Source organism: Streptomyces sp. GbtcB6, from assembly GCF_019091475.1.
Taxonomy (GTDB): Bacteria; Actinomycetota; Actinomycetes; order Streptomycetales; family Streptomycetaceae; genus Streptomyces; species Streptomyces hyaluromycini.
This window is the reverse complement of the sequence record NZ_JAGXJL010000003.1, coordinates 177,687-201,889: the sequence shown is the minus strand read 5'-3', so window position 1 is coordinate 201,889 and position 24,203 is coordinate 177,687. Positions and strand designations below refer to the sequence as shown.

The window sequence follows — 24,203 nt, the reverse complement described above, 5'->3', positions numbered from 1 at the left end:
CCGACCCTTGACTCGGCTCACTCCAGCACGGGGAAGAAGCGAGCGGGCGGCCGGGAAGGATGCGGTGGGGCTTGCGTTGGATGGCCCTTGGGTGGGCTGCGAGGGGCCGTCGGCGGTCGCTGCACACCGACGCGCATGTAGTGCCCAGGAGTTCTCGCTTCCTGGGCACTACCCGTACCCGGATCCCCCCTTTTTTGAGGGTGCCCCTCGAAAATGACGCAGGCCTTCGAGGATCTCGGCGGCCGGCTCGCGCGGGAAGTACGAAGGACTCAACAGGGCTGCAGGTGAGTGGTCCGGTTCGGCTTGGCCCAGTCCTCCACGGCGAACTGGTCGATTCGTCAGCGGTCGTCGCGCGCGGCGAGCCGCTTGTTGATCTCGGTCTTCACCGTCTCGTGGAGCTCCTCCGACGTGAAGCCGAGGTCGCGCAGGATCTGTGCGGCCGGGCTCTGCGCCACGCGGATCAGGCCCAGCAGGGTGTGTTCCGTGCCGACCCAGTCGTGGCCGAGGTCGGTCGATGCGCGGCGGGCCTGGGCGATGGCCTCCTTGCTCTCCTCGTGGAACGGGATGTGGCCCCGCGGCGCCTTCTTCCCGGCCGGCGGCATCGCTTCCTCGATCGCGTCGCGGATGCGTTGTTCCGACTCGGTCTTCGCGACCAGCACCTCGTAGGCCAGGCCCTGCGGTTCGCCGAGCAGGCCGAGGAGGAGGTGTTCGGTGCCGATGGAGTCGTGCTTGTGCGTGCGGGCGGCCTCCTGGGCCAGCACGATGCTGTGCCGGTTCAGGTTGGTGAACCGCTCGAACGCGGCGGGCGCGTGGCGCTGCTGGGCGGCCTGCTTGGACACTCCGATGGCGTCGCCGATCTGGGTCCACGACGCGCCGACCTGCTTGGCCTTGCTGACGTAGTGGTCGATGAGCTGGTCACCGAGGTCGGACAGGGTCTGGGCGCGCAGGCGGGCCTCGCTGATGCGGGCCAGTTCGCTGGCTTCGGGGAGTTCCTCGTCGAGACGGGCGATCAAGTCGGCCAGGCTGATGTCGAGTGGGCTCATGCGTCAATCTTAAGTTGACGACCCACGAGCGTCAACTTGTAATTGACGATTTTTGCGGGTGGACTCACACGGAACAGGCCGGCTGCCCCTGCTCCAACTCGCTTGCGGCATCGTCCTCTTGGGGCGACCGGGCGGCCTCGGTGTCAGGATGAGGGCATGACGACTATCCACGGGGAAGTGGCCGACGGGTTCGAAGGTGTGCGGGAGGCGTTCCGCGCCAACTTTGCGGAGCGGGGGGATGTCGGGGCCGCCGTGTGCGTGTACCGGGACAGGCGGCCCGTGGTGGATCTGTGGGGTGGGGTGGCCGATCCGGACACCGGGCGGGAGTGGGAGCGGGACACCTTGCAGCTCGTGTACTCCGCGACCAAGGGTGCCACCGCCACCGTGGCTCATCTGCTCGCCCAGCGGGGGGAGTTGGATCTCGATGCGCCGGTGGCCGCCTACTGGCCCGAGTTCGGGGTGGAGGGGAAGGCGGAGATCCCGGTGCGGTGGTTGCTGTCGCATCGGGCCGGGGTGGTGACCGTCGAGCCGCCGGTGCCGGTGGGGGACGCGTTGCGCTGGCAGCCGATGGTCGACGCGCTCGCCGTACAGCGGCCGGAGTGGGAGCCGGGGACCGCGCACGGGTATCACGGGCGGACCTTCGGGTGGCTGGTCGGGGAAGTCGTGCGGCGGGTTTCCGGGCGTACGCCAGGGCGGTTCTTCGCCGAGGAGGTCGCCGGGCCGCTGGGCCTCGACTTCTTCATCGGGCTGCCGGCGGCCGAGCGCGGGCGGGTCAGCCGGATGGTGTACCCGAAGCCGGAGGTCGACCTGAGCACCGTACCGCTGGACCTCGTGCCGCCGGAGGTACGGGAGTTCGTCGCCGCGCTGCAGGATCCTCAGTCGTTGAGCAACAGGGCGTTCGCCGTCACCGACCCCGCCGAGATCGACTTCAACTCGGTCGAGGTGCAGGCCGCGGAGCTGCCCGCCTCCAACGGGATCGGCACCGCGCGCGGCCTCGCCCGGATGTACGCCGCGCTGATCGGGGAGGTGGACGGGGTACGGCTGTTCAGCCCGGAGACGCTTGCGTCGGCGACCTCGGAGCAGGCCGCCGGGGTGGACAGGGTCATCATGCTCCCGATCCGGTACGCCTCCGGGTACATGCTGCCGGTCGAGACGAACCCCCTGACCGGGCCCCGCGCCTTCGGCCACCCCGGACGCGGCGGATCGCTGGCCTTCGCCGACCCCGAGCACGGCATCTCCTTCGGGTACGTCATGAACAGCATCGTCGAGGGGGCCGAGGACACGCGTGCGTCGGCGCTCGTGGAGGCGGTACGGGCCGCGCTGTGACGGATTGAGGCGGCGGCCGGGGGCGGCACCTCCGGTGGGGTGGGGCTGTCCCGCGCGCGCGTCCCGGGCGCACCTGGTTTCGTGCGCGCGGGACGCCCTGGACGCCCGGGACAGCTGTCACCGGAACGCCGCCACGTTGCGCCCCACCCACCCCCCGAACCCGCCCGCCGGGCGACCCAGCACGGTCTCCACGTCCGTGCTGATCCTCAGCTCCGCCGGAAGCGGCGCCCCCAGGACGTCCAGCGTGCCCGTGACCGCCTCCTCCGGCATGAAGCGGGCCATGGCCGCGTGGGCCTCCTCGCGGGGGAGTTCGACGAGTGTCACCTCCTCGCCCAGCGCCGCGGAGACGACCGCCGTCTGCTGACGCGGGCTGATGAGTTCCGGGCCGGTCAGCTCGTACACGCGGCCCCCGTGGCCGTCCTCGCGGAGCGCCGTCGCCGCCACCGCCGCGATGTCCGCCGGGTCCACGACCGGGAGGGCCACGTCGGCGAACGGGGCGAAGACCGTGCGCTTGGCGCGGATCGTCTCGGCCCACGCGAAGGCGTTGGAGGCGAAGCCGCCGGGGCGCAGGATCGTGAAGTCGAGGCCCGACGCGCGTACCGCCGCCTCGAATTCGCGCAGGCGGGCGTGTGAGGCCGCCTCCGGGCGGGTCGCGCTGACCTGGGAGGAGACCAGGACGATCCGTTCGACGCCGGCGCCCGCGGCCGCCCGGAGCAGGAGCTTGGGGTCTTCGCCCCAGGCGTTGAGTTCGCCGCCCAGGACGATGAACAGGGCCCGGGCGCCGGCCATGGGTGCCCGCATGCTCGCCGCGTCACCGACATGCCCCTCGGCCCATCGGACACCGGAGCCGCCGGACGCCTGCCCGGGATGCCGGGGCTGCTGGGGATGCCGGGACACCGCCACCACCTCCTCCCCCGCCTCGGCCAGCAGGTCCACCAGCGTCCGGCCGATGTTGCCGGTCGCGCCCGTCACTGTGATCATCGGATTCCCCCTGAAGTTAGTTAGTTGACTGACTTAGTGCGCTGACTCAGACGCTAGCACGGTCGAACCCCGGGTTGTCTATAGTTAGTTGGGTGACCAACTCAGTGGATCGGCGGGCGCGGGCGTCGCAGAAGCGGCAGCGGCTGATGGCGGCGGCCGCCCGGGTCCTGCACGAGCAGGGCATCGAGCGCACCACCCTCGCGGACATCGCACGCGAGGCCGACGTCCCCGTCGGGAACGTCTACTACTACTTCAAGACCAAGGACGAGCTGGTCCAGGCCGCCTTGTCCGAGCACACCGCGCATCTCGACGAACTCACCGACCGGCTCGACCGGTTGTCCGACCCGCGCGACCGGCTCAAGGCACTGGTCCGGGGGTGGGTCGAGCAGCGTGACGTCGCCGCCCGGTACGGCTGCCCCACCGGCACCCTGGCCGCCGAGCTCGGCAAGCGCACCGACGGGACCCTCGACGCCGAGGCCGGCGCGGTGATCCGGCGGCTGCTGGACTGGGCCGCACGTCAGTTCCGGGAGATGAGGCTGTCCGGCGCGAACGGCAGCTCGGCCGGCGCGGACGATCCGTACGACCCGGACGACCTGGCGCTCACCCTCGTCGCCGGCTACCAGGGCATGTCGCTCATGGCCAACGCACTGCGCGACCCGGACGTCATGACCCGCGAAGGCACCCGCCTCCTCGACTGGCTCGACTCACTCCAGTGAGCCTCCCCTGAGAATCCTTTGAAACATTTTCCCGGCCCACCGCATCAATGAGGTAAGCGGCAGAGCGCCGGGGCGGGGACGGGGACGGGGGAGCTTGCGGATGAGTCAGAGGGCTGGGGAGGACTACGCCGAGTTCGCCGCGGCGCGGGCCGGGCATCTGTACCGGTCCGCCTGTCTGCTCACCGCCGGGGACACCCATCTGGCGGAGGACCTGGTGCAGGAGGCCCTCGGGCGGATCTACGTCCGCTGGGGCCGGGTCTCGCGCGTCGGGAACCCCGCCGGGTACGCGCAGACCGTCCTCACCCGGACCTTCCTCGCCCACCGGCGGCGGTTCAGCAGCCGGGAGAGAGCCAGGGAATCGTTCCCCGAACTCGCCGACACCGGCGCCGATCACACGGGTGCCGATCCCTCGCTGCGGCTGACCCTCCTCGACGCGCTGGCGCGGCTCCCCGCGAAGGACCGGGCCGTGGTCGTCCTGCGGTACTGGGAGGACCGGTCGGTGCACGAGACCGCGGACGCGCTCAACATGAGCTCGGCCGCCGTCCGTACGCGGTGCGTGCGCGCCCTCGCGCGGTTGCGCGAGCTGCTGGGCGAGGACCTCGCCGAGTACGCCCGCTCCTGACATCGCTCCTGACATCAACCTTGTGGAAACGGTGGTTCGTCATGCCCGTGGAGCAGCGGCACAACGACAGCAACAGTGACAGCAACAGTGACAACGGCCAGGCCTTCGAGGTGCGATTCTCCGCCGCCCTGCACGACGCAGGCGACACCTTCGACACCGACCGGGGCGCGCTCGTCGCCGCCGGTACGGTCCGTGGGCGGCGACTACGGCTACGGCGGCGGACGACCGTGCTGGGCGGCGCCGCCGGCGTCGCGCTCGCCGGTGTGGGCGGGGCGCTGCTGGTGCCCTGGAGCGGGACGCCGTCCGGACAGCCCCGGCCCCCCTCTTCCGTGAGCACCACCCCGCACCCCACGTCCTCCCCCGCCACCCGCGCCATCACCTCGGACGAGATGATCAGCACGCTGGAGAAGCTGCTGCCCAAGGGGAAGTTCAGCATGGCGCAGGGGCGGGGCGTCGACGCGAGCGAGCCGCTCGTGGCGCCGTACGCGCAGGTCGTGTACGACGACGGGCACGGCGCGTCCGCCATCAGTGTCTCCGTGAACCGGGTGCTGCCGGGCGGGTACGACGCCCGGCAGGCCGTCCGGTGTCCGGACAAGGTCTATACGCCGTACGACAGTTGCACCACCAGCCATCTGCCCGACGCGTCCGTGGTCACCGTCGTCAAGGGGTACGAGTATCCCGACCGGCGGGTGGACACCAAGCTCTGGACCGCGAACCTCGTCACCCCGGACGGCCATCACGTCTCCGTGAGCGAGTGGAACGCCGCCGCCGAGAAGGACGCGCCGGTCAGCCGCGACGAACCGCCCTTGTCGGCTGCCCAGTTGAAGGAGCTGGCGGCGGCGCAGGACTGGCGTGGGGTCGTCGACGCCATTCCGGAGGATTCCCGGCAGACCCAGGAACCGCCCATGGCGCAGGAGGACGGCAAGGCGATCCGGCGGACCCTCACCTCGCTCGTTCCCAAGGGGCTGAAGGTGGTGGCGCACGGGAGCGATGACGACAGCCAGTTCACCTACGTCGTCGTCGACGACGGCAAGGGCCGGAGTCTCCTCCAGATCAATGTGCAGCCGGACATGTCCGATGTCGCGGGACAGCTGTTCGGGGCCGGGTCCGAGACCCTCTCCGACGGGACCAGGGTCGCCGAGCGGAAGCAGCCCGGGGAGAAGGGCGGCCCCGGGGTCGTCATGTGGACCGTCGACACCCTGCGCACCGACGGCTTCCGCGTGGTGATCAGCGCCTTCAACTCCGGCTCCCAGCAGACGGCCGCGACGCGCACCGCCCCGGCCCTGACCATGAAGCAGCTCCGCGCTATCGCGCTCAGCCCTCGGTGGCGGTCCTAGCCGTGTAGTTCGGGTGCGGGTGGGGTGGGGGCTGGTCGCGCAGTTCCCCGCGCCCCTGAAGGGGCGCTACAGCCGCCGCTTCTTCCCGGCTGCGGCCACGTTAGCCTCGGGGAATCCAGACAGAAGCGGCAGCAACAGAAGGAGACAGGCATGGCCAGGGTTCCCAGTTCGGTGATCGCCGCGGGCGGGCTCGTCGGAGGGTACGGCGTGGCCCGGTGGACGAAGAAGCGGCCGCTGGGCGGAGCCGTGCTGGCGGTCGCCGGGGCCGCCGCCGCGCAGCAGTGGCGGCAGCGGGCGGGCGGGAAGGCCGCCGGGGCGCTGTCCGTCGCGTATGTCGCCGCGTTCGCCGGGTCGCATCCGTTGGCCAAGAAGGTCGGCGCCTGGCCGTCCGTCCTCGGGGTGGCGGGCGCGGTGGCACTGGCGTCCTGGGCCGTCGCGGACCGCCGGGCCTGACCCGGCCTAAGCAGGTCGGGTGAAGTCCGCTGCCGCTCGGCAGCGCCCCGAAGGGGCGCGGGGCTGTATTGCCTGTGCGGCTACCGCCGCGTGGGCGCGACCAGCCACGACGGCGCCGCGGGCGAATGACGGCGCATCGCGGCAATTCCAGCGGAGCGCCTAGCCCTCCGAGGTGCGAAAGGCCCGCCGGTAGGCCTGGGGGCTGGTGCCGACCACTCTGCGGAAGCGTTCCCGGAAGGCCGTGGGGGAGCCGAAGCCCGACTGGGTCGCGATGCGTTCGACGGGGTGGGCGGTGGTCTCCAGCAGGTGCTGGGCCCTGCGCACCCGCGCCCGGTGCAGCCACTGCAGCGGGGTCGTGCCGGTCTGGTCGCGGAAGCGGCGGTTGAGGGTACGGGTGCTCATGCCGGCCCGCGCCGCGACCTCCTCCAGGGTCAGGTCCCGGTCGCAGTTGTCCTCCAGCCAGGCCAGGAGTGGTTCCAGGGCGGCGCCGGCGGGGGCCGGCGGCTGGTCGTGGACGATGAACTGGGCCTGGCCGCCCTCCCGTTCCAGCGGCATCACCGACATCCGGGCGGTGTGCGCGGCGACCGCCGAGCCGTAGTCCTTGCGGACCATGTGCAGGCACATGTCCATGGCCGCGGCCGCGCCCGCCGAGGTCAGGAACTGGCCGTTGTCGACGTACAGGACGTTCGGGTCCACCTCGATGTCCGGGTGCAGCTCGGCCAGGGTGCCGGCCGCGGCCCAGTGCGTGGTGGCGCGCAGGCCGTCGAGGAGGCCGGTGGCCGCGAGGACGAACGCCCCGACGCACACCGACGCGATCCGCGTGCCGTTCGCCGCCGCCGCGTGCAGGGCCCCGGTGACCTCGGGCGGCAGGACGCAGGCGGGGTCCGCTACGCCCGGCACGATGATCGTGTCCGCCTCGGCGAGCGCGTCCAGCCCGTACGGCGCCCTGACCGTGAACGCGCCGCCCGCCGCGGTCACCTCCTCCGCCGACCCGCACACCCGCACCCGGTAGGCGTCCCGTCCGTCGGGCAGCCGGGCCCAGCCGAAGGTGTCGATCGGCACGGTGAAGTCGGACGGGATGACCTGGTCCAGGACGAGTACGGCGACGGTGTGCATGGCAGGAAGGTAGCTGTTCAACGGGTTACCGCCAATCGGGGGGTCCCGGTTCCGGGCGGATGCCGACATCGAGGGCTACCGACGGAATTCGGTGACCTGCGGAAACGCGACCTCTGGCCGGTGGGGATCCCGCGCTGGTCTACGGGGATTCCCGGTGAACTTCTGGCCGTCGGCTGTCGCTGGTCCGGGTGCTCTGGAGAAGTTCCCGGAGCGAAACCCGTCCGTCAGCTGACGGACGCTCGGGCGCAACCTTCCGGTGTTCTGGCGTGTCCACGTAGTGTGCTGACGATACGCAGAACATGGCGGACAGCGGCGGCCGCCGCTTTCGCGACCGCCGCTATGGCGGTCGCGACCCCGGCCGCGCACGCCGCCGGAACGACGCTCGTCCTGGACGCCCAGGAGAACTACTACCTCCCCGCCGAGGGCGAGGGCCCGAACCTGGACCTCGGCATCACCGCCTCGGGCGGGGACGCCCATGACGTCTCGGTCGCGGTCGACGCGTCGTCCCTCGCCGGGAAGGCGACGATGGTGGTCACGGGGGACTGCGTGAGCACCGGCACCCTGAAGGTGAGGTGTGACGTGGGCCCGCTGTCGGGCAGGGAGTCGATCGACCCGTTCTTCCTGAAGCCCACCGCGGCCGCCAAGGCGGGCGACACCGGTGCCGTCACCTACACCGCCACCGCCTCCGACGCGACCACCGTGACGGGGAAGACGGACGTCCTGGTCGGCGGGCCGAAGCTCGTCCGCCGGCCCTACCCGGCGCTGAAGGGCATCGCGCCCGGCGCCGTCTTCGAGCGCACCCCGGCCTTCGCCGACACCGGCACAGCCCCCGCCGGCAAGGGCGTCATGCTGCTGGTGCAGGACTCAGAAGGCGTCTCTCTCGCCCGTGACCACTCCAACTGCCACTACTCGGACCTGCCCGACGTCGGCGCCTGGTGCCGGTTCGACACCCCGGTCGCGCGCGGCGCGGCCTACGAGACGGACGCGCCGCTGCGCTACACCGCCTCCAAGGACACGATGTACGGCTACGACACCTACGTCGTGTGGCCGGTCGGCGGCAGCGCGCCCGACTCCTTCGACCCGTCCGACTTCCCCGAGACCGGCACCGGCGCGCCGCTCGGCCTGAAGTCCGTCGCCTCCGGCTCCGGATTCACCGGCTCCGGGTACGGCACCTTCGCCACCACCCAGCACGCCGACTACCAGGCGCTCGGTGACACGGTCGAGGGCAAGGTCGGCGAGACGGTGAGCATCACCGTGGGCGTGCGGAACAACGGGCCGGGCCGGATGGACTTCCAGTGGGTGGGCGCCGACAACTCCGGCACGTTCGTGGTGACCCCGCCCGCCGGCACCACCATCACGGGCGCCCCCGGCCCCGGCGAGCAGGGCGACCCCGGGCCGCTGTGGAACTGCACACCGGGCAAGGCCGGCGCGAAGAGCTACACCTGCGACATCGGCAGCACGGACTTCCGGCCGGGCGACTCCGTGACCCAGGAGTTCACGGTGCGGATCGACCGGGTCGTCCCCGGCGCGCGGGGCAGCGTGCGGGCGGTGGAGAACCCCGAGTACCCCAATCGTGACGACGACGCGGCGAACGACACCGCGGCGATCGCGGTGAAGGCCACCGGCTCGGCGACGTCCAGCCCGTCGCCCAGCGCCTCCGCGTCCCCGTCGGCCACGGCCACCGCGAGCCCGTCCGGCTCCGGGGCGGGAACCAGCGGGACGACGACCGGCGGCGGGCTCGCCGCCACGGGCGCGGACGGAGTCCTGCTGCGGGCGGGCACCGCCGTCCTGCTGGTGGCGGGCGGCGCGCTGGCGTTCCTGGCGGCGCGGAGGTCGCGGCCGCGGGGCGGCCGCTGACGCCACCGCCCCGGCGTGGCAGGGCGTCAGCGGCCGATGAGGCGTTCCGTCACCTCGCGAACCGCATTTCGTCGGTAGCCCAACGGTGGCGAGAATCCGTCGAGTGGTGGCAGTATTGCCGCTTCTGCAAGATCCGCCGCCCGCCTACGGTCGACGCCGTGACCAAGTTCCTCCTCGCCGTCCATGTCCTCGCGGCGATCGTCGCGATCGGTCCCGTCGCCGTCGCCGCCAGCATGTTCCCGCCGGCCGCCCGGCGCGTCCTGGAAGCGCCGGACGACGTCCGGGCCGCCGAGACCCTTCGGCTGCTGTACCGGATCTGCCGGGTGTACGCCGTCGTCGGCGTCGTCGTGCCCGTGTTCGGGTTCGCCACGGCGAGCAACATGCATGTGCTGGGCAGCGCCTGGCTGATCACGTCGATCGCGCTCACCGCGCTCGCGGCGGTCGTCCTCGCCGCGCTGGTGCTGCCCCGGCAGAGTGCGCTGGTGGAGGGCGGCACGGACGCCCGTACCCGGCAGGCCACCGTCCAATTGGCCATGTTCACAGGGGTGTTCAATCTCCTCTGGGCCGTCGTGACGGTCCTGATGATCGTGCGGCCGGGGTCGACGACGGGCGCCTGACCGAATCCCCGGGTTTCTGTTATCGGGGCCGTGCCGGTTCGTCTCCCAGGGCATGCACATGACTCGACAGATCAGCCGCCGGAGCATGCTGAAGGCCTCGGGAGTGGCGGTGGGGGCCGCCGCCGGGATCGGCGCGGCAGGCGGTACCGCGGCCGCCGCCGGGACCGGGGCCGGGACCGCCTTCGCCCATCCCGGCCTGCTGCACACCCGTACCGACCTCGACCGCATGGCCGCCAAGGTGAAGGCGGGCGCCGCGCCCTACACGGCCGGGTTCGCCAGGCTCACCGCCAACCGGCACGCCCAGAGCGGCTGGCAGGCGCGGCCGCAGGCCGTGGTGTACCGGGGCTCGGGCACCCCGGAGAACTACTCGCTCCTCTACAACGACATCCACGCCGCCTACCAGAACGCCCTGCGGTACCACGTGACCGGCGAGAGCGCCTACGCCGACACCGCTGTAGCCATCCTCAACGCGTGGTCCTCGACCCTCACCGCGGTCAACGGCTCCGCCGACCGGTTCCTGGCCGCCGGCCTGTACGGCTACCAGTTCGCCAACGCCGCCGAACTCGTCCGCGATCACGGGGACTTCGAGCTGGCCCGCTTCCAGGAGATGCTCAGCAAGCTGTTCGGTGCGGTCAGCGACGACTTCCTCGTCCGGCACAACAACGCCGTCGTCTCCAACTACTGGACCAACTGGGACCTCGCCAACATGGCCTGCGTCCTCGCCACCGGCATCTTCTGCGACGACCGCGCCCAAGTCACCCGCGCTGTCGACTACTTCAAGCACGGCGCCGGGCTCGGGGCGATCGGCAACGCGATTCCCGTCGTGTACGAGGACGGGCTGGCCGAGTGGCTGGAGGCGGGGCGCGACCAGGGGCACGCGCTGCTCGGGGTGGGCCTGATGGGCACGTTCTGCGAGATGGCCTGGAACCAGGGGATCGACCTGTACGGGTACGACGACAGCCGCTTCCTCAAGGGGGCGCAGTACGTCGCCAAGTGGAGCCTGGGCGGGCAGGTGCCGTTCACCGCGAGCACGCGGCGGAAGGGGGCGATCGGCGGGTGGTCGGGCAGCGAGACGGTGACGGCCGCAGCCGGCGTCGATCCGTCGATGACCCGTCCCATCTGGGCGATGATCGCCAACCACTACACGAAGCGGCGGGGCCTGTCGGCGACGTACGTCACGCAGATCGCGGCCAAGGCGGCGCCGGAGGGCGGGGGCGGGGACTACGGGCCGAACAGCGGAGGGTACGACCAACTTGGCTTCGGGACTCTGACGTTCACTCGGGACCGGGTGAGCGAGGGGAAGACGGCGGGGGGTACGACGTCGTCCTCGCCGAGCCCGGGAGCGTCAGCGTCCGCCTCGGCGAAGGCGTCGACATCGGCATCGGCATCCGGGGCCTCACCGGCCTCGGCCTCTGCTTCTGCTTCCTCCGCGCCGTCGGCCATGGGCAAGGGCGACGACCTCGCCGCCACCGGGACCGGTGACATCGTCGCGTGGAGCGCGGGGGCGGGGATCACCGCGCTGGCCGGTGGGTTGCTGTTGCTGCGCAGGCGGGCCCGCGGCGGTCAATAGCGGCGCCCTCCCCGGAGAGACCCGGGCCTCACACATTCAGGTGATGCACCCGCACGGCTCCCCCTGCGCATGATGCCGCCTGCAACAGCAGCGGGAAACGCGAGGGGACGACAACCATGAGCCCGACCGACGCACTCACCTACGACCTGTTCATCAACAACCCTCCGCCACAGGACAACGGCCTGCTTCCGAACGGAGAACCGAAGCTCTTCTCCCCCGTCACCAGCACCCTGATCTCCGGTGCCGAGGACGCCGTGCTGGTCGACCCGGGTTTCACGGCCGAGCATGCGCACGCGCTGGGCGACTGGGTGGCCGCCAAGAACCGGAACGTGACGGACATCTTCATCACCCACGGCCACGGCGACCACTGGTTCGCCGCCGGCCTGCTGGCGGAGCGGTTCGGCGCACGCGTCGTGGCGACCGAGGGCACGATCGCCCAGATGCACGCCAACAACGCCGGTCGCCCGTACGTCTGGGACAAGGTCTACTCGGACATTCCGGCCTCCCCGGTGACCGCGGTGACGGTGCCCGACAACCGCTTCACCCTCGAAGGCAGGGAACTCGTCATCGTCGAGGTCGGGTACACCGACACCGAGGCGACCAGCGTCCTGCACGTGCCCGAGCTCGCCCTCGTCGTGGCCGGTGACGTCATCTACAACGGCGCCCACCAGTACATCGGCGAGGCCGTACTCGCGGGCCTCGACTCCTGGCGCCGGGCGATCGACCAGGTCGAGTCGCTGAGCCCGCGCTCCGTCGTCGCCGGCCACAAGAAATCCGAACTCGACGACGACGCGGCCCGGACGATCACCGAGACCCGGGAGTACCTCGACGTCGCCGAGGAGCTGATGGGCACCGAGAAGAGCGCCGTCGACTTCTTCAAGGCGATGGTCGCCCGCTACCCGGACCGGATCGGGCGAACGGTCCTGTGGTCGATGTCCCAGGCCGTGTTCGGCATCCGCGAGCACCCCGACGAGGACCCCGTCCAGTTCATCGCCGGGGGCTGGCTCTAGTCCGCGGCACCACCCGTCGCGCCGCCCGCCGTCGCGCCGCCCGCAGCTGCGCCGGGCGGCGCGACGGCCGTCAGCGGCCGGGCGATGTCCTCCAGCGGGCGGCGCTCCGCCTTCACCGCCAGCGCCGCCGCCACCAGCCCCGCCGCGCACATCAGCGCGGCGCCGATCTGGAAGGCCAGTACCGTGTCGGCCACCTTGCCCGTCCCCGTCAGGTCGGCGAAGAGGAGCGGTCCGCTGATGCCGCCGGCCGCCGTGCCCAGGGCGTAGAAGAAGGCGATGCACATCGCCCGCGTCTCCATCGGGAAGATCTCGGAGACGGTCAGATAGGCGCTGGACGCTCCCGCCGAGGCGAAGAACAGGACCCCGCACCAGCACGCCGTCAGGGTTCCCGCCGACAGCACGCCCTGGCCGAACAGCCAGGCCGTCAGGAAGAGGAGCAGCCCGGACACGATGTACGTCGACGAGATCATCACCCTTCTCCCCACCGTGTCGAAGAGCTTGCCCAGCAGCAGGGGGCCGAAGAAGTTGCCCACCGCGATGACCGCGAAGTAGTAGCCCGTGTCCCCCGTCGGCACGTCGAAGAACTTCGTGAGGATCGCGCCGAAGCCGAAGGTGATCGCGTTGTAGAGGAACGCCTGGCCGACGAAGAGGGAGAAGCCGAGGACGGCGCGGCGCCGGTAGTCGTGGAAGACCGTGCGGGCGATCTCGGCGAACGTGACGCTCGCGCGCTGGTGGATCACCAGCTCACCGGCGGGTTCGGGCAGCGGGACGCCCTTCTCGGCCTCCACCTGCCGCTCGATCGAGGTGACGATCTCCTCCGCCTCCCGCTCCCTGCCGTGGATCAACAGCCAGCGCGGGCTCTCCGGGACGTTGCGCCGCACCAGCAGGATGACCAGGCCGAGGACGACGCCCAGCGCGAAGGTCAGGCGCCAGCCCACGTCCTTCGCCAGGAAGTCCGTGTCCAGCGCGACGATCGACAGCAGCGAGCCGCCCACCGCGCCCACCCAGAAGCTGCCGTTGATGATCAGGTCGACCCGGCCCCGGTAGTACGCCGGGATCAGCTCGTCGATCGCCGAGTTGATCGCCGCGTACTCGCCGCCGATGCCGAAGCCGGTCAGGAAGCGGAAGGTGAAGAACCACCAGGGGGCGAAGGAGACCGAGGTCAGGGCGGTGGCGGCCAGGTAGACCGCCAGGGTGATCATGAAGAGTTTCTTGCGGCCGTGGCGGTCGGTCAGGCGGCCCCAGAAGAGGGCGCCGGTGCAGGCGCCGGCCACGTAGAGCGCCGCGGCCGTGCCGGTGACCTGGGAGGAGGAGATCGCGAGGCCGCTGCCCGGTTCGGAGAGACGGCTCGCGATGTTGCCGACGACCGTGACCTCCAGGCCGTCCAGGATCCAGACCGTGCCGAGGCCGATGACGATCGTCCAGTGCCAGTGGGACCAGGGGAGCCGGTCCAGGCGGGCCGGGATGCGGGTGGTGATCGTCCGGCCGTCCGCTGTCGTGTCCGCGTCCGTACCTGCACCCATCGTGCCTCCTCGGCCGGGAAGGAAACCGAAACCCCGGCCGGGTGCCCCGCTCCGGGCGCGCTACGCCCCCAGTGCCCGGGACACCGTGAAGATCAGCACTCCGGCCAGCGATCCCACCACCGTGCCATTGATCCGGATGAACTGCAGGTCGCGGCCGATGTGCGCCTCGATCTTCCGGGTGGTGTGTTCCGCGTCCCAGCCGGCCACCGTGTCGGTGATCAGGGACGTGATCTCCTTGCGGTACGTCGTCACGACGTGCACGGCCGCGCCCTCGACCCAGCTGTCCACCTTGTCCTGGACCTTGGGTTCGGTGGCCATCCGGGCGCCCAGGGAGATCAGGGAGGCGCGGACGCGCAGCCGCAGCTCGCTGCGTTCGTCCTCGGCCGCCGAGACGATCATGGACCGTACGGCCGTCCAGGCGGACGCGATCAGGTCCTGTACCTCGCCGCGGCCCAGCACCTCGCCCTTGAGCCGCTCGATGCGGGCCCGGGTGTCGGTGTCGGACTGGAGGTCGTTCGCGAAGTCCGAGAGGAAGCGGTCCAGGGCGCCGCGGGCCGGGTGGGAGGGCATGTCCCGCATCTCGGCGCAGAAGCGGAGCAGCTCCTTGTAGACGCGCTCGCCGACCTTACGGTCCACGAACCGGGGGGTCCAGCCGGGCGCCCCGCCCTGCACCGCGTCCATCACGGAGTCCGCGTGCAGCACCAGCCAGTCGTGCGCGCGGGTCACGACCAGGTCCACGGCCCGATTGTGGCCGCCGTCGGCGACGATCCGCTCCAGCATCTTGCCGATGCCGGGGGCGATCTCCTGGGCGTCGGCCCGCCGCGTGATGGCTTCGCCGACGACCGCCTGGACGTCGGAGTCCCGCATCACGGTGAGCGCGCCGCGGAGCGCTGTCGCGAGCTCGGCCGTGACCCGGTCGGCGTTGTTCGGCTCCGCCAGCCAGGCGCCGAGCCGGCTGCCGATGCCGACGGCGCGCAGGCGCTGCCTCACGACGTCCTGGGAGAGGAAGTTCTCGCCGACGAACTCGCCGAGCGAGACGCCCAGCTGGTCCTTCTTCGTCGGGATGATCGCGGTGTGCGGGATGGGCAGGCCGAGGGGGTGGCGGAACAGGGCGGTCACCGCGAACCAGTCGGCGAGCGCGCCGACCATGCCGGCCTCGGCGGCCGCGGCCACGTAGTCCGCCCATACCCCGGCGCCGGCGCCGGACGCCCACTTGGCGAGGACGTACACCAGGGCGACGAGCAGCAGCAGGCCGGTCGCCGTGCGCTTCATACGCCGGACGCCGCGCTGGCGCTCCTCGTCGGCGGGTGTGAAGGCGTTCATGGACTTGTAGGACGGGGTGGCAGCCGCCACCACCGCTTCCGTACGTTCCTCCATCTGCTCCACCCGTTCGCAGCCGGCACCACCCTCACGGTGACCCCGCACCCATTGTCCCTGCCTGACCTACTCCCGAAACGGACGAAGAGTTCCCACCCCACCTACCCGCCCCACACCCGCGGCTCCCCGAACTCCGCCGCCGCTGGAAACACACCCCCACCCACCCCGCCGCGACGGCGGTCAGCCACGACGGCGGATCTCGGCGGTGCCGAACCGGCCGGTGGCCACCTGCGGGCCGGTGGGGGCTGGTCGCGCCCACGCGGCAGAGCCGCATATCGATACAGCCCCGCGCCCCTGGGTTGGCTGCCCCACCGCCCGTTCAATGGCCCCGCGCGCCCCGGGTGGGCTGCCCCACCGCCCGCTCAATGGCCCCCGCGCGCCCCAGGTGAGCTGCTCCGCCGCCCTCCTCAGTGGTCCCCGTGCCTCCGGCGGTCCCGGTCCTCGCGGCGTTCTTCGCGGTGTTCCCTGCGCTGCTGGTGCCACTCGTGGCGGGCCTCGTGCAGTTCGTGGCGGGCCGACCTGCGGTCCAGGCTCTGCTGGCGGCGTTCCTCCTTGAGCCGCTGGCGTTCCGCCTTCGTCACCTTGTGGGCCACCTCGACCCCGCCCCAGAACGCGAAGCCCGTCACGACCACCCGCGGCGCACCCGGGTCCGGCGACATGTCGTGCTCGCGTTCGTCGAAGCCGCCCATGATGCCGATGCCGCGCATCACCACCTCGACGCCCGGCGGCACGATCACGCTGATCCCGCCCATGATCGCGATGCAGTTGATCACGACCTCGCCGTCCGCGAAGTTCGCCTCGCGCAGGTCGATCTCGCCGCCGCCCCAGAACGCGAAGGAGTTGAAGCGCCTGGGCACCGTCCAGCGGCCCTTGCGCTGGAATCCGGACATCACGGCCACCGCCCAGGAGGACGAGCCCTCGCCTCCGACGATCCGGCTTCCCCAACTCCCGCTCGCCGCAGGGGGCTTGCTGAGCGACACCGCCGGCGACGCGCCCGCCGCGGGCAGGTCTCTCGTGATCGGCGTCAACTCACCGTAGGTACGGGCCTTGTACGTCGCCTCCAGCCGCTCCTCGAACTCCTCCATGTCGAGGCGCCCCTCCGCGAGGGCGTCCCGGAGGATCTCGGTGACTCGTTCACGATCGGCGTCGGAGGCGCGCAGCTCCGGGGCATCGTCGGTCATAGAGTGCAGACTACGAGTTTGCGGCGCCGGGGACTATGCGGTGGCCCTGTCGGGCGGGGGTTTGGGGGTGTCCTCCATTGAACGCAGCATCTTCGCGATCACCGCCTCGATGTCCGGCTCACGGACCGACAGGTCGGCCAACGGGTACTCCGCCGCGATCCGCGCCACCAGCGGCGCCGCCGACTCCGCCGCCGGGAACGCCAGCCACTGCCTCGGCCCCTCCACCTTCACCACCCGCGCCGCCGGGCCCGCGTCGATCGGCGGGAGCTCCCGCTCCAGGTCGACCACGAGGGTCCGCTCGCTCTCCCCCGCCTCGTGCAGGCCGGCGAGCGGGCCGTCGTACACCAGGCGCCCGTGGTCGATGACCATCACGCGGGAGCACAGCTGCTCGATGTCCTGGAGGTCGTGGGTGGTCAGCAGGACCGTGGTGCCGCGTTCGGTGTTCAGTTCGCGGAGGAATTCGCGGACCTTTGCCTTCGACATGACGTCCAGGCCGATCGTCGGCTCGTCCAGGTACAACACGTCCGGGTCGTGCAGCAGTGCCGCCACGATGTCGCCGCGCATCCGCTGGCCGAGGGAGAGTTGTCGTACCGGGACGTCCAACAGGCTTTCCAGGGAGAGGAGTTCGACCAGGCGGTCCAGGTTCTCGGCGTAACGGGCGTCCGGGATGCGGTACATGCGGTGCATCAGGCGGTAGGAGTCGATCAGCGGGAGGTCCCACCACAGGGTGGTGCGCTGGCCGAAGACCACGCCGATGCGCTGGGCCAGCCGGGTGCGCTCGCGGGACGGGTCGATGCCGGCCACCCGGAGCCGGCCGCCGCTCGGGGTCAGGATGCCCGTCAGCATCTTGATCGTGGTCGACTTCCCGGCGCCGTTCGGGCCGATGTAGCCGACCATCTCGCCGCGCGCCACCGTGAAGGAGAGCGAGTCGACCGCCCGTACCTGCCGTCGTTCCCGTTTCAGGAACCCGGCCTTCTTCCGGACCTCGAAGACCTTCTCCACCCCGTCGACCTCGATGAACACCTCGTCGACCTCCTTGGACGCGTCCGGCATCAGATCAGCCCCTCCTACTCCGTTCATCCGATCAGCTGCCCGTACTTCGATACGCCCTGAGGCCCGCCCGCCATGCCAGCCCCGCCAGCGCGCAGCACACCGCCGCCACCAGCGGCGACGACCACACCGTCCACGCCGGCAGCCGCAGCGGATACGGCCGCCCCAGCACATACGCGGCCGGCACCCAGTTGACGAAGGCCAGCGGCAACAGGAACGTGACCCCGCGCACGAAGTCCTTCCCGAACACCGTCGGCGGGTACTGGAGCAGCGTCGTACCGCCGTACGTGAACGCGTTCTGCACCTCCGCCGCGTCCTGCGCCAGGAACTGGAAGGCCGCGCCCGCCACGAACAGCGCGCAGAAGATAGCCGCGCCGGCGGCCAGCATCAGCGGGATCAGCAGCACCTTCGCCGGCGTCCAGTCGATGCCGGCGGAGGCCAGCGCCCAGCCCAGCACCACCGCCCCCTGGGTGATCCGGCCGAGGCGGCGCAGCGCGAAGTGGTCCGCGCCTATCTGGGCGAGCACCGGGGCCGGCCGGACCAGCAGCGTGTCGAAGGAGCCGTCGCGGATCCGGGTGCCCAGCACGTCCATCGAGCCCAGCACCAGGTCGGCGACGCCGAACGCGGTCGCCGACAGGCCGTACAGGAAGGCGACCTCGGGCAGCGACCAGCCGCCGAGCGAGTCGACCTGCGAGAACATCAGCAGGATCGTGGCGAAGTCCAGCCCGGTCACCAGCAGGTTCCCGGCCATCGTGATGGCGAAGGACGTCCGGTAGATCATCGTGGAACGGATCCACATCGCGGCGATCAGCAGGTACGCCCGAAGGCCGTCCCGGACACGCTCACCCACCCTGCACCACCACCCGTCGCGTCGCCGCCGACTGCAGCAACCGCCCCGCCGCCAGCAGCGCCACCGCCCACGCGGCCTGGAAGGCGAACGCCCCCGCCACACCGGTCTCCCCCATCAGCACGTCCGCCGGCATCTGGATCTGCGCCGCCCACGGCAGGACGCGGACGACCTCGCCGAAGGCGCCCGGGAAGACGTTCAGCGGCAGGGTCATGCCCGAGAAGAAGATCCCGGTGATCATCAGCACCTGGTTGACGCCCATGCCGTCCATCAGCCAGAACGCGCTCAGCGCAACCAGGTAGCGGATGCCGAAGCTGACGAGCATCGCGAGGAACAGCGCGACCAGGAAGGCGGCCCAGGTGCCGGCGTCCGCGGGCAGCGCCATCGGGAAGAACACCGCGCCGACGAGGAAGGGAATCACGCCCCGCCCCAGCATCTGGAACAGCGAGCGACCCAAATCGGTCGCCAACCACCACAGTTGAAGATCGGCCGGACGGTACAGGTCGATCGCGATCGCGCCCGTGCGGATACGCTCCATCAGGTCTTTTTCCACGCCCCCGCCCTGGATCGCGAGAGTCGCGTACAGGCACTGTCCGAGCCACACATAGGTCACCGCCTGTGCCTGGTCATAGCCTCCGAGGTGCGGTTTCTCGTCCCACAGCGCCAAGTACGTGTAGACGAGGATGATCCCGAAGGCCGTGTTGGTGAACACCCCGGCGGCGGTGGCCGCCCGATACGTCGCGTACCGTCGGAAACCCCCCGCCGCGACGGCCGTGTACAACCGTCCCGCGCCCACGCCAACCGACCTCCCGGACCGCCCGACACCGAAGCGCAGGAGCCTACTGCGCCGACGACATCGCAGGCCACGCAATTTCCGTGACCGAAGCGTGCCGGAATCCGGGAACGGAACGCACGGTGCGAGAGTCTTCATCAGGGGGCGCAGAAGCGTACGAGGTCGTACGGGAACGAATGTACGACGCGAAACAGGAGTCCGTGCACGACATGAGCGACGAGCCGCAGCCGCAACAGCCGAACCAGGGCGGCGGAGGCCCGACGGAGCCGCCTGCTGCGGCCGAGGAGAAGCAGACCCCACCGCAGCCGGTGGCCGAGGCGAAGCAGCCGGAGCCGCCCGCGGCGGCCGAGGAGAGGACGCCGGAGCAGCCACCGGCGGGCGGGAGACCGGGCGGGAAGACGATCGCACCGCCGCGGGCTGCGGCCGAGGACACCCAGACGCGGCAGCTCACCGCGGTCACGGCGCCGAAGGCGCGACCGCCGGCGGCGGCCCGGGACAGGCAGGACGGACAGGACCGGCAGGACGGGCAGGACGGGCAGGACACGCAGACACGGCAGCTCGCGGCGGTCAGGGTGCCGAAGGCGGCAGCGCCCGCGGCACCCACCGCGGTCACCGCGGTCCCGGCGCCCGGGGCGGAGCCGCCCGCGGTCGACGTGCCGACGAACGGGGGCGAGAAGAAGATGAAGCGGCCCAAGCGGACCGGATGGCGGCGGATCATCCCGACCTGGCGGATGGTGCTCGGCACCTTCGTGATCGGGGTACTGCTGCTGATCGGCCTGTTCTTCCTCGGCTACTCGATGGTGAAGATCCCGACGGCCAACGCGTTCGCCACCAAGCAGTCCAACGTCTATCTGTTCGCCGACGGCTCCCAGCTCGCCCGCGACGGCGAGGTCAACCGGGAGAACGTCACCCTCGCCCAGGTCTCCGTGGACGCCCAGCACGCCGTGCTCGCCGCCGAGGACCGCGACTTCTACACCGAGACCGCGGTCGACCCCAAGGCGATGCTGCGCGCCGCCTGGAACACCGCGACCGGCAAGGGCACCCAGTCCGGCTCGACGATCACCCAGCAGTACGTGAAGAACTACTACCTCGCGCAGGAGCAGACCGTCACCCGCAAGGTGAAGGAGTTCTTCATCTCGATCAAGCTGGACCGCAGCGAGTCCAAGGCCCAGATCCTGGAGGGCTACCTCAACACCAGCTACTTCGGCCGCAACGCCTACGGCATCCAGGCCGCCGCCCAGGCCTACTACGGCATGGACGCCACCGACCTCGACCCGGCCCGCGCCGCCTACCTCGCCGCGCTCGTCAACGCGCCGAGCGAGTACGACGTCGTCGCCCACCCCGAGAACAAGGCCGCGGCCGTCGCCCGCTGGAACTACGTCCTCGACGGCATGGTCAAGAAGGGCTGGCTCAGCGAGTCGAAGCGGGCCGCCATGAAGTTCCCGATGCCCAAGGAGCAGACCGTCTCCACCGGCATGTCCGGACAGCGCGGCTACATCGTCAACGCGGTCAACGACTACCTGATCAAGAACAAGATCGTCGACTCGGACGCCCTGGAGGCCGGCGGCTACCGCATCACGACGACCCTGCAGAAGTCCAGGCAGAACGCCTTCGTGAAGGCGGTCGACGACAAGCTGATCTCCCAGCTGGACAAGAAGAACAACAAGGTCGACAACTACGTGCGGGCCGGTGGCGCCTCCGTCGACCCGAAGACCGGCAAGGTCGTCGCCATGTACGGCGGCATCGACTACGTGAAGCAGTACACCAACGGCGCGACCCGCGGCGACTTCCAGGTGGGCTCCACCTTCAAGCCCTTCGTCTTCGCCTCCGCCGTCGACAACGGCTCCACCACCCAGTCCGGCCAGACCATCACCCCGAACACCTACTACGACGGCACCAACAAGCGCACCGTCCAGGGCTGGTCCGGCGGCGCCTACGCACCGGAGAACGAGGACGAGAAGTCGTACGGCCAGATCACCGTCCGCAAGGCCACCGACCTCTCCGTGAACTCGGTGTACGCGCAGATGGCCGTCGACGTCGGCCCGTCCAAGGTCAAGCAGACCGCCGTCGACCTGGGCATCCCCGCCGCCACCAAGGACCTCCAGCCCTACCCGTCCATCGCCCTCGGCACCGCCACCGCCAGCGTCCTGGACATGGCGGAGGCGTACGCCACGCTCGCCAACCACGGCAAGCACGGCACGTACACGATGGTCGAGAAGATCACCAAGGACGGCACACAGGAGATCAAGCTGCCGGAGTCGACGACCAAGCAGGCCGTCAGCCGGCAGGCCGCCGACACCACCACCTCCATCCTGCAGAGCGTGGTCGACAACGGCACCGCCACCGCCGCCCAGGCCGCGGGCCGTCCGGCGGCCGGCAAGACCGGTACCGCGGAAGAGGACACCGCGGCCTGGTTCGCGGGCTACACCCCCGACCTCGCCACCGTCGTCTCCGTGATGGGCCAGGACCCGGTCACCGCCGCCCACAAGTCGCTGTACGGCGCGCTCGGCCTCGCCCGCATCAACGGCGGCGGGGCCCCGACCGAGATCTGGGCGCAGTACACCAAGGACGCCCTGAAGGGCACCACGGCCTCCGACTTCGACCTGGAGCTCCAGGCCGGCGCCGAGACGGTGGCCCCGGGCACCCAGGCCCCGGCCACCCCGGGCACCGGCGGCCAGGACAACGGCGGCACCACCGACCAGGGCCAGGACAACGGCGGCGCCACCGACGGCGGCACCGGCAACGGCGGCACGGACGGCACCACCACCGCCGGCACCACCGACGGCGGCACGACGGACGGCTCCACCACCGCCGGCACCACCACGTCCGGTACGACCACCTCGGGCACCGACTCGGGAACGACGACCTCGGGCACCGACTCCGGCACCTCCACCGGGACCACGACCAGCGGCACCAGTACCGGTACGACCACAGCAGGCACCGATACCGGCACCACCACCGGCACGACAGCAGGCGACGGGGGCGGATTCGGGTTCATTCAGTGACCGCTGGTCGCCTTGAGCCCCACCACGGCGACCAGCAGCAGACACACGAAGAAGATCCGGGCGGCGGTGGCCGGCTCCCCGAGCACCACCATCCCGAACACCGCCGCCCCGGCCGCCCCGATCCCCACCCACACGCCGTAGGCGGTACCGATGGGCAGGGTCCGGGCGGCGTACGAGAGCAGCAGCATGCTGGCGACGATCCCGCCGCCGGTGAGCAGACTGGGCACGAGCCGGGTGAACCCGTCGGTGTACTTCATGCCGACGGACCACCCGACCTCTAGCAGACCGGCGACGGCAAGCAGAACCCAGGCCATGACAGACACCTCCGAGACGTCTCGCTGAACGCGGGGTGCGTCGTCTTTGCCGTCACGGTCCCGGTACGGCGCGTCTCGTCGGGCTGGCTCCTTCGAAGGTAGCAAAGAAACAGCAAAGGGGCCTGGTGATCACAGTCACCAGGCCCCTTCTGCCCTCTGAATCACAGATACAGGCCGGTCGAGTCCTCCGAGCCCTCGAAGCGGTCGGCGGCCACCGCGTGCAGATCGCGCTCCCGCATCAGCACGTACGCGACCCCCCGCACCTCGACCTCGGCACGGTCCTCCGGGTCGTACAGCACCCGGTCGCCGGGCTCCACCGTCCGCACGTTCTGCCCGACCGCGACCACCTCGGCCCAGGCCAGCCGGCGCCCGACCGCCGCCGTGGCGGGAATCAGGATGCCCCCGCCCGACCGTCGCTCGCCCTCCCCGGTGTCCTGCTTGACCAGGACCCGGTCGTGCAGCATCCGGATCGGCAGCTTGTCGTGCTGGCTGCCCTGCTCGTCTCTCTTGGCGCTCACGCCTTCGAACCTACCTGCCTCTGATCAGCTCTTGCGCCGCCGGGTCCCGCTGAAGACCAGCAGCCCGACCACGCCCACGGCGACGAGGGCGACCGGCACCACCCGCTCCAGCCGCGGTGCACCCTCTTCGTCCACGAACTGGGCCTTCACCTCACTCACGACCCGGTTGACCTGGACGTAGGCCTTCCCGAGCGTGTGATCGACGTTGGCCGCGACCTTGGCCTTCGCGTCGCCGACGATGGTCTTCGGATGCACCCGCACCCCGATCTCGTCCAGCGTCTCGGCCAGCACCTCGCGGCGGCGCTTGATGTCCGCCTCGATCTGCGCCGGGGTTCTGGTGTCCGACGTCTCCGCCACCGTAGGCCCTCCGAAGTCTGCCGTACTGCCTGTTCTGGACAGTCTGTCAGTTCTCGCCACCGCTGCCATGCCAGGACCCCCCGTTACGCTAGACCGATGAGCGAGCGACTCCAGCCCGGGGACGTAGCCCCCGACTTCACCCTCCCCGACGCCGACGGCAACGAGGTGTCCCTCTCCGCCCACAAGGGCCGCAAGGTCATCGTCTACTTCTACCCGGCAGCCCTCACCCCCGGCTGCACGAAGCAGGCCTGCGACTTCACGGACAACCTCTCCCTCCTGGCCGACGCCGGCTACGACGTCCTCGGCATCTCCCCCGACGCCCCGGAGAAACTCGGCAAGTTCCGCGAGAAGGAGCACCTCAAGGTCACCCTCCTCGCCGACCCCGACAAGAAGGTCCTCGACGCCTACGGCGCCTACGGCGAGAAAATGAACTACGGCAAGACCTACATGGGCGTCATCCGCTCCACGGTCATCGTCGACGAGGAGGGCAAGGTCGAACGCGCCCTCTACAACGTCCGCGCCACCGGCCACGTGGCCAAGATCATCAAGGATCTGGGCATCTGACCCCGCTGCCCGGCCGCTAGCATGGC

At 70.9% G+C, this 24,203-nt stretch carries 23 protein-coding genes and 1 riboswitch; of the genes, 11 read left to right on the top strand and 12 right to left on the bottom strand.

The window, feature by feature from the left end; translation table 11 throughout:
- Window positions 1-338: 338 nt before the first annotated feature.
- Window positions 339-1,043, bottom strand: a complete 705-nt coding sequence (locus KVT45_RS06235) for a Clp protease N-terminal domain-containing protein (protein WP_217545472.1) — start codon at window positions 1,041-1,043, stop codon at window positions 339-341.
- Between the two features lie 156 nt (window positions 1,044-1,199).
- On the opposite strand from KVT45_RS06235, the gene KVT45_RS06230 reads away from it, so the two are divergent.
- Complete coding sequence (locus KVT45_RS06230) at window positions 1,200-2,369, top strand: serine hydrolase (protein ID WP_217545471.1); 1,170 nt, start codon at window positions 1,200-1,202, stop codon at window positions 2,367-2,369.
- 117 nt (window positions 2,370-2,486) lie between these two features.
- On the opposite strand, the gene KVT45_RS06225 is transcribed toward KVT45_RS06230, so the two are convergent.
- Window positions 2,487-3,350, bottom strand: coding sequence for an SDR family oxidoreductase (locus KVT45_RS06225; protein ID WP_217545470.1), 864 nt, complete (start codon window positions 3,348-3,350; stop codon window positions 2,487-2,489).
- Window positions 3,351-3,442: 92 nt separating this feature from the next.
- Between KVT45_RS06225 and KVT45_RS06220 the strand changes: the two genes are divergently transcribed.
- The 4 genes from KVT45_RS06220 (at window position 3,443) to KVT45_RS06205 (ending at window position 6,478) form a co-directional block, all read left to right on the top strand.
- Window positions 3,443-4,066, top strand: a complete 624-nt coding sequence (locus KVT45_RS06220) for a TetR/AcrR family transcriptional regulator (RefSeq protein ID WP_308310663.1) — start codon at window positions 3,443-3,445, stop codon at window positions 4,064-4,066.
- A 100-nt stretch (window positions 4,067-4,166) separates the two neighbouring features.
- Window positions 4,167-4,688 carry a SigE family RNA polymerase sigma factor gene (locus tag KVT45_RS06215; protein WP_217545469.1) on the top strand — a complete coding sequence of 174 codons (522 nt, stop codon included), beginning with the start codon at window positions 4,167-4,169 and terminating at the stop codon, window positions 4,686-4,688.
- Between the two features lie 41 nt (window positions 4,689-4,729).
- Window positions 4,730-6,025 carry a hypothetical protein gene (locus KVT45_RS06210; protein WP_254646380.1) on the top strand — a complete coding sequence of 432 codons (1,296 nt, stop codon included), beginning with the start codon at window positions 4,730-4,732 and terminating at the stop codon, window positions 6,023-6,025.
- Window positions 6,026-6,175: 150 nt separating this feature from the next.
- Window positions 6,176-6,478, top strand: a complete 303-nt coding sequence (locus KVT45_RS06205; protein WP_089106691.1) for a hypothetical protein — start codon at window positions 6,176-6,178, stop codon at window positions 6,476-6,478.
- A gap of 159 nt (window positions 6,479-6,637) precedes the next feature.
- Here KVT45_RS06205 and KVT45_RS06200 read toward each other — a convergent pair whose 3' ends face one another.
- The gene (locus KVT45_RS06200; protein WP_217545468.1) at window positions 6,638-7,594 is read right to left on the bottom strand and encodes a GlxA family transcriptional regulator; all 957 of its coding nucleotides are present in this window, start codon (window positions 7,592-7,594) and stop codon (window positions 6,638-6,640) included.
- A gap of 339 nt (window positions 7,595-7,933) precedes the next feature.
- Here KVT45_RS06200 and KVT45_RS06195 point away from each other — a divergent pair, with 339 nt between their 5' ends.
- From KVT45_RS06195 to KVT45_RS06180, 4 genes are all read left to right on the top strand, one after another.
- Entirely contained in the window at window positions 7,934-9,451 is a 1,518-nt protein-coding gene (locus KVT45_RS06195) for a hypothetical protein (RefSeq protein WP_217545467.1), read from the top strand.
- Window positions 9,452-9,609: 158 nt separating this feature from the next.
- Window positions 9,610-10,068 (top strand): hypothetical protein, encoded by a 459-nt coding sequence (locus KVT45_RS06190; protein ID WP_217545466.1) that lies wholly within the window; start codon window positions 9,610-9,612, stop codon window positions 10,066-10,068.
- A 58-nt stretch (window positions 10,069-10,126) separates the two neighbouring features.
- Window positions 10,127-11,638, top strand: a complete 1,512-nt coding sequence (locus tag KVT45_RS06185; RefSeq protein WP_217545465.1) for an alginate lyase family protein — start codon at window positions 10,127-10,129, stop codon at window positions 11,636-11,638.
- A 116-nt stretch (window positions 11,639-11,754) separates the two neighbouring features.
- Window positions 11,755-12,648 carry an MBL fold metallo-hydrolase gene (locus tag KVT45_RS06180; protein WP_217545464.1) on the top strand — a complete coding sequence of 298 codons (894 nt, stop codon included), beginning with the start codon at window positions 11,755-11,757 and terminating at the stop codon, window positions 12,646-12,648.
- On the opposite strand, the gene KVT45_RS06175 is transcribed toward KVT45_RS06180, so the two are convergent.
- From KVT45_RS06175 to KVT45_RS06150, 6 genes are all read right to left on the bottom strand, one after another.
- Entirely contained in the window at window positions 12,645-14,171 is a 1,527-nt protein-coding gene (locus tag KVT45_RS06175) for an MFS transporter (RefSeq protein WP_217545463.1), read from the bottom strand. The two genes, KVT45_RS06180 and KVT45_RS06175, sit on opposite strands and share 4 nt — an antisense overlap.
- Window positions 14,172-14,231: 60 nt before the next feature.
- Complete coding sequence (locus tag KVT45_RS06170) at window positions 14,232-15,548, bottom strand: DUF445 domain-containing protein (protein WP_217545462.1); 1,317 nt, start codon at window positions 15,546-15,548, stop codon at window positions 14,232-14,234.
- Window positions 15,549-15,955: 407 nt separating this feature from the next.
- Window positions 15,956-16,729 carry a DUF1707 domain-containing protein gene (locus KVT45_RS06165; RefSeq protein ID WP_217545461.1) on the bottom strand — a complete coding sequence of 258 codons (774 nt, stop codon included), beginning with the start codon at window positions 16,727-16,729 and terminating at the stop codon, window positions 15,956-15,958.
- Between the two features lie 33 nt (window positions 16,730-16,762).
- Complete coding sequence (locus tag KVT45_RS06160; protein WP_217545460.1) at window positions 16,763-17,782, bottom strand: ATP-binding cassette domain-containing protein; 1,020 nt, start codon at window positions 17,780-17,782, stop codon at window positions 16,763-16,765.
- Between the two features lie 31 nt (window positions 17,783-17,813).
- The gene (locus tag KVT45_RS06155) at window positions 17,814-18,629 is read right to left on the bottom strand and encodes an ABC transporter permease (protein ID WP_308310662.1); all 816 of its coding nucleotides are present in this window, start codon (window positions 18,627-18,629) and stop codon (window positions 17,814-17,816) included.
- Entirely contained in the window at window positions 18,622-19,407 is a 786-nt protein-coding gene (locus tag KVT45_RS06150; RefSeq protein ID WP_254646432.1) for an ABC-2 family transporter protein, read from the bottom strand. The genes KVT45_RS06155 and KVT45_RS06150 overlap by 8 nt, the downstream gene beginning before the upstream one ends.
- Window positions 19,408-20,099: 692 nt before the next feature.
- Between KVT45_RS06150 and KVT45_RS06145 the strand changes: the two genes are divergently transcribed.
- A complete protein-coding gene (locus tag KVT45_RS06145) occupies window positions 20,100-22,424 on the top strand; it encodes a transglycosylase domain-containing protein (RefSeq protein ID WP_217545778.1) in 2,325 nt (774 codons plus the stop codon).
- Here KVT45_RS06145 and KVT45_RS06140 read toward each other — a convergent pair.
- The 3 genes from KVT45_RS06140 to KVT45_RS06130 form a co-directional block, all read right to left on the bottom strand.
- Window positions 22,418-22,738: a multidrug efflux SMR transporter gene (locus KVT45_RS06140; protein WP_217545458.1), complete on the bottom strand. Its 321-nt coding sequence runs from the start codon at window positions 22,736-22,738 to the stop codon at window positions 22,418-22,420. The two genes, KVT45_RS06145 and KVT45_RS06140, sit on opposite strands and share 7 nt — an antisense overlap.
- Before the next feature lie 34 nt (window positions 22,739-22,772).
- Window positions 22,773-22,846: riboswitch (guanidine-III (ykkC-III) riboswitch) on the bottom strand.
- Between the two features lie 53 nt (window positions 22,847-22,899).
- Window positions 22,900-23,256 carry a co-chaperone GroES gene (locus KVT45_RS06135; protein WP_217545457.1) on the bottom strand — a complete coding sequence of 119 codons (357 nt, stop codon included), beginning with the start codon at window positions 23,254-23,256 and terminating at the stop codon, window positions 22,900-22,902.
- 24 nt (window positions 23,257-23,280) lie between these two features.
- Complete coding sequence (locus KVT45_RS06130; RefSeq protein ID WP_217545456.1) at window positions 23,281-23,613, bottom strand: DUF3618 domain-containing protein; 333 nt, start codon at window positions 23,611-23,613, stop codon at window positions 23,281-23,283.
- A 96-nt stretch (window positions 23,614-23,709) separates the two neighbouring features.
- On the opposite strand from KVT45_RS06130, the gene bcp reads away from it, so the two are divergent.
- Entirely contained in the window at window positions 23,710-24,177 is a 468-nt protein-coding gene (bcp, locus tag KVT45_RS06125; protein ID WP_217545455.1) for a thioredoxin-dependent thiol peroxidase, read from the top strand.
- Window positions 24,178-24,203 lie beyond the last annotated feature (26 nt).